General features: G+C 53.7%; 8 protein-coding genes. All 8 read right to left on the minus strand.

The window, feature by feature from the left end; all coding sequences use genetic code 11:
• Positions 1-13: 13 nt before the first annotated feature.
• The 8 genes from R70723_RS22640 to R70723_RS22675 all read right to left on the minus strand — a co-directional run bounded on the left by R70723_RS22640 (position 14) and on the right by R70723_RS22675 (position 13,194).
• Positions 14-691 (minus strand): amino acid ABC transporter permease, encoded by a 678-nt coding sequence (locus tag R70723_RS22640; RefSeq protein ID WP_039875592.1) that lies wholly within the window; start codon positions 689-691, stop codon positions 14-16.
• On the minus strand, positions 672-1,337 hold the full coding sequence (locus tag R70723_RS22645; RefSeq protein ID WP_039875593.1) for an amino acid ABC transporter permease: 666 nt from the start codon (positions 1,335-1,337) through the stop codon (positions 672-674). The genes R70723_RS22640 and R70723_RS22645 overlap by 20 nt, the downstream gene beginning before the upstream one ends.
• A 212-nt stretch (positions 1,338-1,549) precedes the next feature.
• Positions 1,550-1,972, minus strand: coding sequence for an HIT family protein (locus tag R70723_RS22650; protein ID WP_039875596.1), 423 nt, complete (start codon positions 1,970-1,972; stop codon positions 1,550-1,552).
• A gap of 468 nt (positions 1,973-2,440) precedes the next feature.
• The gene (locus R70723_RS22655) at positions 2,441-3,379 is read right to left on the minus strand and encodes a glycoside hydrolase family protein (protein ID WP_039875598.1); all 939 of its coding nucleotides are present in this window, start codon (positions 3,377-3,379) and stop codon (positions 2,441-2,443) included.
• 256 nt (positions 3,380-3,635) lie between these two features.
• On the minus strand, positions 3,636-9,029 hold the full coding sequence (locus tag R70723_RS22660; RefSeq protein WP_039875601.1) for a LamG-like jellyroll fold domain-containing protein: 5,394 nt from the start codon (positions 9,027-9,029) through the stop codon (positions 3,636-3,638).
• 34 nt (positions 9,030-9,063) lie between these two features.
• The gene (locus tag R70723_RS22665; RefSeq protein ID WP_039875603.1) at positions 9,064-10,503 is read right to left on the minus strand and encodes a glycosyl hydrolase family 28 protein; all 1,440 of its coding nucleotides are present in this window, start codon (positions 10,501-10,503) and stop codon (positions 9,064-9,066) included.
• Between the two features lie 85 nt (positions 10,504-10,588).
• On the minus strand, positions 10,589-12,169 hold the full coding sequence (locus R70723_RS22670) for a DUF3502 domain-containing protein (protein WP_052421433.1): 1,581 nt from the start codon (positions 12,167-12,169) through the stop codon (positions 10,589-10,591).
• Between the two features lie 107 nt (positions 12,170-12,276).
• Positions 12,277-13,194: a carbohydrate ABC transporter permease gene (locus R70723_RS22675; RefSeq protein WP_231574763.1), complete on the minus strand. Its 918-nt coding sequence runs from the start codon at positions 13,192-13,194 to the stop codon at positions 12,277-12,279.
• Positions 13,195-13,198: the final 4 nt, after the last annotated feature.

Raw genomic sequence — 13,198 nt, forward strand, 5'->3', positions numbered from 1 at the left:
TTTCCTTCCTCCGCTAATTTTGCCATTTATGCTCGAATCTCCTGGATAGTCTGGACAGCGGGTAACAGACAAGGAAATACAGGATAAAGATGAACCCGTACACCCAGAACGAGGCATTCGGCGCTTTGATCACACCCAGCTCAATAATCTGCTGCCCGATCTTTACCACCTCGATAACACCGATCAGCACAACCAGCGACGTTGTTTTCACCATCCGGGTAGCCAGATTGATCGAGCCCGGCAGCATCCGCCGCACCGCCTGCGGGATCAGAATATGCCGGTACAGCTGACCTCTGCTTAAGCCCAGCGCCTGCCCCGACTCCACCTGATGCTTAGGCATCGATTCCAGCGCGCCGCGCACAATATCGCCGATCTCCGCCGCCCCCCAGAGACTGAACACCAGGATCGCAGTAGCCTCTCCGCTGATATCAATGTGCAGCATAGGCGAAAAGCTGAAATGCACCACGTACAGCCAGACCAGGATCGGAATAATCCGGAAGGCCTCCAGGTACAGCCGCAGAACAAGCCGCAAAGGCCGGGAATTCACCGTCCGCAGCAGGCCCATCAGCACCCCCAGCACAGTCCCTATAACAATGGAGACAAAAGAAATTTCGATCGTAACCAGCAGTCCCCCGAGCAGCCGCTCGAAGTTCGAGCCCTCAAACAGCACCTCAATTCCCGAATTCGGCATGCCGCACCTTCCTTTCCACCCAGCTGAGCAGGAGCGACAAAGGCAGCACCAGAATCAGATAGGCCAGCACCAGCAGCAGCAGGGATTCCGCAGTTTTGTAATGCATGCCGATCAGATCCTTGGCGACGTTCATCAGGTCCATCAAGGCGATCGCCCCGACAATGGACGTTTCCTTCAGCAGAAAAATCGCGTTCGCTCCCAAAGAAGGAATACTGATAGCCAGCGCCTGCGGAAGAATCACGTATCTCGCCAGCTGCACCTTGCTCAGTCCGATACTAAGCCCCGACTCCAGCTGTGTCCGTCCGACCGCCTCGATTCCGCTTCTGAACGCTTCCGTCATGTAGCTGCCTCCGAGAAAAGTCATCCCGACCACCGCACACTGGAACTCGCTCATGTGAATGCCCACCTTCGGCAAGCCGTAATACAGGAAGAACAGCTGGACCAGCAGCGGCGTGTTTCTCGACAATTCGATGTAAGCCAGAATAATGCTTCTAAGCCCTTTAACCTTATAAAAAAGCACCAGACTAAACACAAGCCCGAGCACGAGCGACAGCGCAATCGCGATTAACGCCAGCTTCACCGTCAGCCACATGGCATCCCCGTACAAGGGCAGGCTTTCCATAATAAACTCCCAGTCTAAATTCATCAGCACAACCTTCCGTCCGCCAAAATAAAGCCCTAAATCTGACAGCTAATTAACAACCAATGTGATCGGTTTACTAGGGTGATTTTATCCCGAAGCTGACATAAGGTGATATGATTAATTTCACACTATTCCAAGTAATTAACTATGTATTTTTACAAAAAAAACACCGCCAACTTCCTCCGGGTAGAGGTGCTGACGGTTAAAATGCTGTGCTATAAATATTTTTGCAGCAGTGCGATCCGTTCTGCATACTCCTCATCTGTTAAATACGCCTGCCCCGGATTCATCTCAAAGGTTGAGCCCCAGTCCTTCTGCCCCTCATATTTAGGCACAATATGCATATGCAGATGATGCAGCTTGTCCCCGTAAGCCCCGTAATTGAGTTTGTCCGGCCCGAAGGCCTGGTCGATCGCGGCAGCCGCTTTTTGCACATCGCCCATAAAGGCCGCCAATTCTTCAGGGGAAAGCTGGAACAGCTCCTTTACATGATCCTTGTATACGACATTGCATCTGCCCTTATACGTCTGCTCCTTGAACAGGAATACCGTCGATACCGCAAGCTGTGCCACCTCCAGCATCAGGTTATCCCGGCGCTCATCCTCCATACAATACATGTACTCGTTATTCTTTTCCATGTGCTACATCCCTTCAGGTGTCATTATGTACGCCCTATCTCTTCTATCCTGCTCTTATAATCTGCTGCCTGCAGTTACAATAGTTACAGGCTCCGGCAAAAAAAAAGAAACGGGCCCCTCCTTCCTAAAAAAGGGGGGCCGTTTCATAAATTTAGCTGCGCTGCAGGGTTCCTTAGCCGTAATCATCCTGATCCCCGCAGATGAACCCGTACCGTTTGCTCACTTCCTGTAAGTAACGGACCCAGCAGCCCTTATTTCTGCTTTAGGTCCGTTTTTTGCAAGCTAACAGACACCAAAGCCCTTATGTCAGCGTATTCAGCCCATTATTCGCAGCTGGAGAAGCGATAAGGCCGCTGTGGTCCGTTAGCCCGGCTAGAATAGTTGATTTTCGGTAAATAAGAGCTCTGCTGTCCGTTAGGACTTCAAGATCCCGATTGATTCATGCTTAGGAACAAACAAATCCGCCCATTAATCCTGCTCCGGCAGCAGCTTGAGCTCGAACGCCTCATTCCGGTCGCAGACAAGCACGCCATCAATTACATCCAGCCGGGCAGCCTGAACCGAGGAGCGGCGGCTCTGGTATCTGCCTTCAGGGGTGTCTTCGCTCTCGCTGCCGTCTCTGCCGGGATGCGTGAAGTAGAAGATGTAAGCCTCATCGCCCTGCACAACGACATCTGCATGCAGCCCGATGGTACCGTCATCCTCACGGGTTCCCGGCCGGTCCAGGATCAGACCGTTACGCTCCCATGTCTCCAGGTCAGCGGAGCGGAAGACGCCCTGCCCGCGCCATTCATCTACTATCATCCAGTAATGGTCTTTGAACCGGAAGACGTTGGCCCCTTCATGCGGCCGTCCGGTAATGACAGGTCCGGTAGCCTCCCACTGGTACAGGTCCTTGCTGTCCGCCGCATAGGTATGCGACCCGTTCGCCTCATCCTTATACCACATGCGGAACCCGCCGCCGGGCAGCTTGTGGATGCAGGCATCGATTACCCGGTCCGAGCTCAGCTCAAGCTTGGAACAGAAGGTCCAGTCCAGCAGGTTAAGACTGGTATAATGGAGCATATCGCGCCGGTGGCCGGCCCAGCCTGACGGAATGCCCTGAATGTAGCTGACGTACATATGGTACAGCCCGTCATGCCAGATAATCTCCGGTGCCCAGAACGTATTGCGGCCCCATTCCATATCGAGCCCCTGCAGGGTGCCGCGGTACAGCCAGCTTGTCCCGCCGTCGCGCGAGGAAGCAACACCGAGGTCTGTGCCGTGCACCCAGGCCACACCTTCTCCCTCCGCTGTCACTCTGCGGTTCGTATAAATCATCCACCATTCCTGTGCTTCCCGGTTCCAGATGATGACCGGATCTGCTGCCCCGTCGTATACCGGGTCCCTGAATAAAGGTGCCTTCATTGTGTTATCCTCTCCCGCTGTAATTTGGTTGCTGTTCTTATAATCCAGCTTGCTCCACTCCCTTTGGCATCCATTAAAGACAGGCTTGCCTGCTCACGGGGAACTGATTTTAATACTACACTATTCTTATCTATCCGGTAATCTTCCCTTGTGCGCTTGCTCCCAAAAATGCCAGTGCGGCCCCCCGGAACTGCTGAACAGAAAAGATGCAGTCTGCCCGAAGGGCAGCTGCATCCTTTTTACGCCATCCTGTGCCTTACTTTACAGCTACAGATATTGTCCCGCTCTCTGTCTCGCCTGCCGCATTCACCAGAACAGCACGATACTCATACACTCCTGCCGTTTTTCCTGACAGTACCGTTACTGCTGTCTGGGCAGCCGGTGTAGCTTCGCTGAGCTTTTGCGACTCTACCAGCCTGTCGTTCTCATACAGGCGGTATTCCGAAGCATTCGTGCCCCACCACAGGTTCATGGTAATGCTGTAGCTGCCGTCAGCATCCCAGTTGTCATGGGATAACACCGGTTTGCCGGGAGCTGCATCCGTCACGCTGACGGTCAGCGGATCACTTTTCACCGTTCCGTAGCTATTGATCAGCTCACCGACATACGTATAGGTCCCGTTCGTTCTGCCGGATATTTCTGCCTTGGCGGTCTGGGCCTGCGGGGAGCTGCTCTTCAGCTCCTGGGTAGAGATCAGCCTGCCGTTTTCATACAGCTTGAACGCAGTCCCGTTCTCTCCCCACCATAGATTCATAGTGACGGTGTAGCTGCCGTCTTTGAGTCCTGTATCATGCCCGTTGTTGTCAGACAGCACCGGCTTGCCGGGTGCAGCAGTTGCGTCAGAGGGCCCGGTTCCTCCGGTCTTGCGGAACACCGCCTGCAGGTTCCAGTCGCGCGTTACATTGTAGGTTTTGACCCCTCCAAGATAACCGCCGGCATACGTTGTCAGATTAAACAGCGGGTATTCCGTCCACAGATAACCCGCAGATAAGCCGTAAAAGCTTACCGGCTCAACCCATTTCACAAATTCATAGCCGGGCGCGGGAACCGCAAGAACTGTAACGGCTGTAAGGTCCCCATGCACCGTCAACACGCTTCCTTCATTCCCTGAAGGCTGCGGGGCAGGCGGCAGGCCATTCGGATTAACATACACTATCGTTGTCCCGGCCGCAGGATCATTGGCTGTTGTGGTGATTGTGTAGACAGGATCGTAGCCTGCGAGATCCGTGCCTGTCTGCCCGAAGAGCCGCAGCTCCGAAATATTGCCGTACCAGTTGCCGCCGTTAATCCGCAAATAACGGAACCCGGCGTCCTTGTACCGGTCCAGCACGCTGACCGGCTGCCATGTGTCATAGCTGTAGTTTTTGGAGCCTCCGGAGACCGTTATCCAGTTCACTCCGTCTGCCGAGGCGCTTACAGACACTCCAGAAGCTCTGGCCGGGAATCCGTTGCGGTTCAGTATTTCAATACGGTCAAGCTGAACCCGTTTGCTGCTGTCGGTTGCGCCAAAATCAAGGGTGTAAGTTCCGTATCCGCCGCCCCCGGCTCTTACATCCGGGAAGGTCGATATTTTCCCGTCGAACAATAGGGGGATCTCGCCCGCATCCAGGGTATTGTCCGAACCGGTAATATACGCCTCGGCTGCCGCATTAATCTCGTTTGCCGTATTTGAAACGAGAATTTTCCGGGACACCTGTGTATTGTTTGCACCTGCGGTATAGCTGTCAGGGTAGCTGTATACGGTATCCGCCGGAGTACCGTCTGCCAAAGTGTAATCGAGCGAAATGGCGGCATAGCCCGGCTTCGTTCCGGCACTGACGGTGTACTCGGCCGTATAGGTGCCGTTCTGGTGGTCTGTAACCTGTACAGACTCCCCTTGGATCGCAGCCCGGATATTGCCGATCGGTTCATCCGCTGAGAAGGACAGAACCACTTTATCCCCGATGACCGCTCTTGGCGGAACCGGCAGCGTATCCTGCACCGGCACGGCATTCTGCACGGTCAGACTGATATCCCTGACCACACCGGCCGTTTCATAACGTTCCCCGAAAATATGCAGATCCGCAACAGTAAACGGCTGATCCTCCGTGTAATCATCCTTGTTCAACACTCCTGCCGTAATGTCTTTCAGGCGGAAGTAGCGGAAGCCCGTATCCTTATATTCATTCTTCACCGTATAGCTGAACCAGCTGGTGGTATATTCTGAAATATCATCAGAGATCCGCACCCAGTTCGCATAATCATTGGAGGCCAGAATAACGGCTCCCTCAGATCGGGCAGGGAACGCTGCGTCCGGCAGCAGCCTGAACGCATCCGGCTTCACCTTAAAGCCTGCACCGAAATCAATTGTGAACTGCTTCTCATCCGCAATCCAGCGGATCGGAATGCCGGATGCATACAGGTCAACCAGCGAAGCCATATTGATGCTTGCGCTGTCCGCAGCCCCGGAAGCTATGCCGGTCAGATCAAGCGCCCCGTCATCAAGCAGCGGGTTCAGCAGCCGCAGCCCGATTACCGCTTCCTTAAGCTCCAGCAGCGCCGTATTCCGCGCCGCTTCATCACCGGAGCTGATGAGCGCCAGTGCAGCATCATATTTGCTGCGGAACAGGGTATAGCCGGCTGTCTCATACTTTTGGGCCGGATCATAGGCGCTGATCACATTCGCAATTGTATCGCTATAAAGACCGGCCACCGTTACAGTGACTTCCAGCAGCTTAATAGCAGTTCCGTTTGTTAGCGTCACATAGAAGGAATAATCGCCGGGCGGCTGCGATGCCGGCAGCTTCCCGGTCAGTACGCCCACATTGCTGACGGAAATTTCGGCATCCGCCAGGAAGCCCGCATTATCTCCTGAAATGCCATAGGTTAAGCTCTGCCCGGCATTTGCCGCTGCATTGGAGACATCATACTGCAGCTGTGCTGACGGATAGGCATCCAGCCCGAGCGTACTGGCATTTCCTTTGAAAGCCGGCGATTTAACTGTAGTGCTGTTGACGAGTACATGGTCTAATTCGATAGAATCGCCAGGCTCCCCGGATACTCTGAAATAAAGGATCGAATCCGCCTGAAATGCGGTAGCAGGCAGAGCGGAGAGATTGATAACCGCATATTTCCATTCCCCTCCGGTATCGGGCAGCCGGAACGAAGTAAACGGCTCCTTGTCTGTGTCGCCCTGCAGAGCCAGCGTTGTAATAGCATCGCTTTTGATCCTGACAGCCAGATCACCGCCCCGCCAGATGTTCAGCCCGTAAACGGCAAAGAGGGTGCCCTCCGCTGAAGTCTCCACCCGGACTGCCTCCGCTGTCCGGACTGCGCTGCTCCCAAACGGGGTAAACCGCGTCTCCAGCTGGTATGGCACTATCCCCCCATTCTCCTGGGCGAGTACTGGAGGTACGGCTGTTCCTGCAGCCGCCTCAAGGATATAGAGCCAGGAATCGTTGACAGTCAGTCCGTACACTTCCCAGCTCCGGTACATGGCTTCCGCTACATACTGAAAGTCAGGGTTATTGTCCGTATAGCCTTTTCCATATTTATAGATATAATAGTAATCCTCGCGGCCGCTGAGCCGTCCCCGCCTGTCCGGGCTAACCGGGGCATTCAGACCGTCGTTAAAGGGCACATCATATCCAAGATTATATTTATAGTAATAGTTCACACCCTTGATCAGCCTGTCGTTCATAAAAGAATATACATCGACACCGTTAGCATCCGATGCTGCTGTTCCTTTAACCGGATCAAGCAATGTGCCTTGAGCGGAAATGATCGCAGCCAAAACAGCCAGACCTTCAATATTGTCAAAGGAATGCGGCTGGTCGCGGACCATCTCTTTAACGGCTATAACCGGCTCAGGAAGCTCGTTACCGCTGCTGTCTACCGTAAATTCAAACATGGCATTGGCAATTGCCCCGTTCTGATACGGCATGCTCGTGCCGGCATTTACAGTCGCCCACTCCAGGATGCGTTCATAGTCGGCTTTGCTGTCCATGAACACGTAAGAGGATAACGTAGCCATGACCGAGGTCTGATGCTGGTTCAGCCAGTTGGTGTTGCGTTCCATCCAAAGCCTGAGCGCCGGCTTCTGGAAGTTATCGCTGTACTGCTGCGAGTATTCCTCCTTCCACTCCAGCTCCTCACGGCCTGTGCTTGTGTAGCGCAGCAATTCCGCTGCGGCATTCATCATGTACATGGGCGGTCCCTGCTGAATATGCGCATCCGTCACGTATTTTGCCAGCGACGGGTCAAGGCTCCCCCATAACAGAACGATACGCATGGCCTTTTCCCGGTAATCCGCATCCCCGGTCATAAAGTACATGACAGCCTGATAATAGGCCGCAGTGGCATCCTGGGTCATCTGGTTGTTGAACAGACTGGTGCTATAGTTGTTATAGGAATAATTCGGCACAAGCTGGCCGAAAGCTGCCGCCGGATCTTTATCATTTTTAATGGCATACGATTTGGAGGCAAAGCTGCTGGCGGCAAAGGCTGTATAATACCCGTACCACGGCTGCTCTTTGTTTAGAATGTGCTCCCTCACCCGCAGCAGCTCCTGCGGGGCAACACTGACAGCGGGATGAAGCAGCTCTGTCCCCGTATTGTTGATGAATACCGGCAGCGGCTCAGCCAGACTCTGCATCGCAGCCACCAGCTCTGCCGCAGCCGCCAGAAGAGCGGCTTGCTCCGCAGCCGGATCGGCCCTAAGCAGCTCAGCCTGCTCCAGAACCTCCAGCAGTCTGCTCCACGTTTCGTCTGAATAGTACCGTTGTCCTTCTGCGGCGATTTTCCGGGCCTGGTCAATAGCTGAGTCCACGCTTGAGGACATATAGAGGGCTTGAAGCTCAGCTGCATCCAAGGCATAATTATAGATCCGGAATTCATCCAGCGAGCCGTTGAACAGAGGGTCAGCAAACCGGCTCTTCCCAAGGTAATTAAGCGATGGTTTAATCTGGCTAGGTTTAATCGACACATTGGCTTCGGCCTGCTGCTCCCCGTTTACATACAGGCGCGCCTTGCCGCCGCCCAGCGTCACAGCCACATGCACCCACTGGTTCGCCACGAGCTGGGCCGTCTGGACGGATTGCTCACTCCCGCCGTTCTTGACGGCAAACCGCATGTAATTGCCTGTCTTGGGCGTCAGGAACATATATTGGGTCGTGCCGTTTCCGAAGTCGAAGATACGCTGCCAGTCCTTTCCGCCCTTCCAGTTCACCCAGGCGGATACGGTAATTTCGTCGGCAGCCGCTGGCGGAAGAGTGGCCGGCAGGGTCACATAGCTGTCGCTTCCGTTCAGGCTGATTGACTGCCCGACCCGGCCCTCCACATAGACATGACTTCCGGATACCGCCGCATCAGCCAGGCCATCCTCACTGCCGGCGTTGCCGTCAAACGGGTAGCGGACTGCATTCCCGTAAGCAGACGCTGTAACGGTGACTGCAGCTTCAGCGGGCAATTCAATTGCCGGGGCTTCAATATAAGTGGAGTCCGTAACCCCGGCACGTATTCCATCGTCTGACACAGCAGAGGATAGGACGGTTCCGGCAGACAGCCGAGTTGTACCGCCCGCAGCCTCTGCGGGGAATACCGGCGTAGCCGCCAGGATAACCGACACTGCCGCAATTGCACATTTGTACATCCAGCTTTTTAGCGTTTTCATTTTATCCTCCCGGGTTCATTTTGTTGGACAAGCCTTACTCCTCAAACAAAATCCCCCGCGCATACTCATTCACCTCAAGCACGCCCTGCTCCGGCTGCAGAATCGTCTGCCCGTTTACCTTAAGGCGCTTGAAGCTCACATGATCGGCGGTCCGTTCATCGTCATAGCCAAAAATTTGGCTAGGGTGTGCATTTTCCCCGTTATACGAAACATCCTCAAAGCGGATCTGCTCAATCCGGTGTCCGGGGACGGGATTGTAGTCCTTATTCCATACCACCCTCAGGTCGATCAGGCGGCCTAGCTCGAAGGGCTCGACCCGGATGTTCCGGTATAGGACATTCCTGACTGTGTTTTTATCTCCGGCATTGATAGCCATGGCTCCCATATAATTGGTCTGCGGCTCATGATGCTCCAGAATATCGATGTTCTCGAACACGATATCCTCAATAATGTCCCCGTCCCCGTGATGGTCACCGTGGGTACCGATCATCAGCGGATGGGCAACGTCCGCCCAGAGGATGGAATTACGCACCCGGATGCCGCTGCTGTTCCCGTAATAATCCCAGCGTGAGCCGTAGATCGCGATGCAGTCATCCGAAGTACGCAGGAAAACATCATCAATCTCTATGTCAGTGCAGGCCATCATATCAATGCCGTCCGACCAGCCCCGGGTGCTGAAGGATTTGAAATTACGGATGGACACATGCTGGGACTTACCCAGATATATGCTGTAATGAGGCGGGTCCAGCGTAATAATCCCTTCAACAGAGATATGCTCCGAGAACTTAATCCGGATGCCGCGGAAGGCCGAGAAGCGGTGAAAATCAGACAGCCGGATAATCCCTCTGCCGCGTATAGAAACATCGTGCACGTGATCGCAGACCATGGAGCCTGCCACAACGGCGCCGCCGGCAATATATACGGTTATCCCGGATGGAATCCTTAGCAGCGTCTCCTCGATGTAATGCATGCCCGGTGCAAAATAAAGCGTATCCCGCACCCGCCCGCCTGTTCCCTCAGCCTGTGCCAGCAGACGGAAGATATCCTCTGTCCGGTGGATGGCCGGCTGCAGCAGGAGAACGTTCTCCTGCTGCGGGTCCGGTGCATCACGCTCACAGGGGTTCGCGAACAGATGCAGATTACTGAACCGTTCCCCGTTGATTTCTATGGACAGCTTTTGCGGACGGTCCAGCATAAAGGTCAATTCCCGGCCGGTATGCTCAAACGGGAGGCCCGCTGAGAGCGGACGGATTACGGCTTCATGAATTGGCTGACCCAGACTTTGTATCCTTACCTCCACTTTCCCGCTCATGTCAAAATAGGCCATAGAAGCACAACGCACATTGTGCATATCCACCTTTACCTCATACACAAACAGCTGCTGCCAGGCTTCCCCCGGAACCCGTACATACACTGCAAAATCCTCCCTGCCGGGTACGCCCGGCGGGGCAGTATAAACCACAAGCTTATCCATGTTCCCACCATCTTTCGTTTCTTGCGGATTTTATTTCCAAAGCCGCCCGGCAGGAATATTCCTGCCGGGCGGCTTGCGCTGCTTGTTATTTGGATGCCTTGAATGCATCCACCTGCTTCTGCAATTCAGCCAGATAGGTATCGAAGCCCGCATCCTTCAGCTGCTTCTGTACTTTGGCGAGATCGCCGTCGATGTCATTGGTCATCCCTACGCTAAGCGGCTGGATATATTGGGTTTTGACCGTCTCCAGATTGGACAGCTCACTGGCCAGCGAGCTGGTATCAAAGCTGAAGCCTTCGTACGGGTCGGTACCTCCGGCTTCAGCACGCTTAGCGCCTTCAGCCTGAATGTTATCGAAGATCGCCTTCCACTCTCCCGGGTAATTGACCTGAAGAGCCTGATAACCGTCATACAGCCCTGTCCAGGCAGGCTTGATATTATCGGTTGGAATGCCCTCATACAGGATATAACCGTCAGCATCAACCTTGTAATTTTCGCCCTCTACACCATAAGCGAGTAAATTGTAATAGGTCTGGTCGGTATGCGCTTTTTCAATAAATTTCAGTGCTTCCAGGGCATGTTGAGTATTGGCGCCTACAGAAATCATCGTAATGGTGCTTGGCGACATTCTAGGCAGGAAGGCCGGAGCATTATTATCCATCAAGAAGTCATACCAGCCATAGGTTGAATCCGGGAGCGCTTCTTTAAGCTGGTTAATATAGTTGTTACTGATTGCACCGAGGTGATTGTTGAATTCGAGCGGCTTCTGGTCCACCTTCATCAGCTCCAGCGTTTCGGCAGTAGCATTGCCCTGTGCAGCAAGCACGTCATGGTCGACGATGCCGTCGTCGTACCATTGCTTGGCCTTGGCTACAGCCTCTTTATACTCAGGCGTATCGTATATGCTGATTATCTTGTAAGGATCATCAAAGGAGGCTACAGCATAATCGGCGGCAACCGTATAGTATTTGCTGGCAATCAGCTGGGAGTAAATATTAGTGCCAAACCGCTTGTCGTTGAGCATCGGGGTAGACGGATATTCCTCTTTGGCCTTGTAGAGATACTGCTCGGCTGTTTCCAGGCTGTTGATCTCCGGAAGTCCCCATTTCTGGCGCAGGTCCTCACGGTACAGCATGCCTTCCCCGCCGCCGCCCGGCTTGTTGTATTGCGGAATGCCGAATACCTTGCCGTCGATTTTTACGCGTTCGAGCGAGCCTTTGTAGTGCTCTACCAGATCTGGCGTTTCTTCCAGAAGCGGCGTCAGATCGGCGAATGCGTTCTTGGTGGCAAAGTTGGCAAAATCAGACCACGCACCGCCGACATAAAGATCATATTCCTTGGCGGCGATAGCCCGGCTGATCTGGTTTTTCTCATCGCCCCACGGGATATAATCGAACCGGACCCGGATACCGAGATCCTTTTCAGTCAAAGCGTCCAGCTCTTTATAAAAGTTATCCAGCCCGCTTTTCGGTTCATTCCCCATCGTAATCGCTTTCAATTCAACGATTTCTTTCGGTGCATCCGTTGCCGCCGAGTTACCGGTCTTAGCAGGCTCACTTCCGCTGTTGCCGCTGCCTGAATTCGAATTTGAGCAGGCTGTAGACAGGCCCAGCAATAAGGCCATCGATGTGACGAACATTGTCTTTGTGATTTGCTTTCTTTTCAAGCTTAACCCCTCCATTATTAGAACAAGTATATGTTCAGCGGAGAAAACAGTAAATACGTCTTCTCCGCTTCAAACCGGATTCATCAGCCGCCTTGGACTGCCGTTTCTTACCCCTTCACACTTCCGACTACCAGACCGCTGACAAAATAACGCTGCACAAACGGATAGAACAGCAGAACCGGGCCGGTAACCAGCATCGCCGTAGCCAGCTTCATCGTTTCACTGGGCAGCTGCTGGATAATCAGGACATCTGAGCCCTTGACCGCATCCGTCACTCTGGACAGCATGCGGTAGAGCAGATACTGCAGCCCCCATTTATCCTTATCCGTGATCAGATAGAGGCTGTAGGTAAACCAGTTGTTCCAGTAGCCCAGTGCGGTGAACAGGCCGATGGTCGCCATGGCAGGCTTAGTGAGCGGAATGATGATCTGCCAGTAAATCCGGAAATCCCCGGCACCGTCAATTCTCGCAGATTCCATCAGCGCATCGGGAATACCCTTGATAAAGTTCCGGAACAGGAATACGTTGAACGCGGACATCAGGCCGCCGAGAATGACAGACCAGAGCGAGTGATTCAGATGCAGCACATTGGCTACAACGAGATAGGTAGGAATCAGACCGCCGCTGAACAGCGTAGTGAAGTAGACGAAGAAAGATACCTTATCCCTGTGCTTAAAATCCGGGCGGGAGAGCACATATCCTCCCATTGAGGTACACAGCAGACCGAGAAAGGTCCCAACCGCCGTAACATAGATCGTAACCATATAGGCTCTGCCGATCGTATTGCCCAGCGAAGTGAAGACAACCCGGTAGGCCTCCAGCGTGAAGCCCTTGGGTATAATCGAATAACCGCTCCGCACAACCTCAGACTCCGTGCTCAGGGAACCGGAGAGCATAATAATAAACGGAATCACGCAGAGCAAGGCGCCGATGGATACCGTCACCACAGCGAAAATATCAAATATTCTTGTCCCCGCGTCCTTGCGGATTTTACTGCCGTGCTTATCAACAGCCACAGAACTCACGTGC

Source organism: Paenibacillus sp. FSL R7-0273 (genome assembly GCF_000758625.1).
Classification (GTDB): domain Bacteria; phylum Bacillota; class Bacilli; order Paenibacillales; family Paenibacillaceae; genus Paenibacillus_AQ.

Coding starts and splice junctions, on each gene's coding strand:
- R70723_RS22660 (WP_039875601.1), bottom strand. CDS start 9,029: ATGAAAACGCTAAAAAGCTGGATGTACAAATGTGCAATTGCGGCAGTG.
- R70723_RS22645 (WP_039875593.1), bottom strand. CDS start 1,337: ATGAATTTAGACTGGGAGTTTATTATGGAAAGCCTGCCCTTGTACGGG.
- R70723_RS22650 (WP_039875596.1), bottom strand. CDS start 1,972: ATGGAAAAGAATAACGAGTACATGTATTGTATGGAGGATGAGCGCCGG.
- R70723_RS22665 (WP_039875603.1), bottom strand. CDS start 10,503: ATGGATAAGCTTGTGGTTTATACTGCCCCGCCGGGCGTACCCGGCAGG.
- R70723_RS22640 (WP_039875592.1), bottom strand. CDS start 691: ATGCCGAATTCGGGAATTGAGGTGCTGTTTGAGGGCTCGAACTTCGAG.
- R70723_RS22655 (WP_039875598.1), bottom strand. CDS start 3,379: ATGAAGGCACCTTTATTCAGGGACCCGGTATACGACGGGGCAGCAGAT.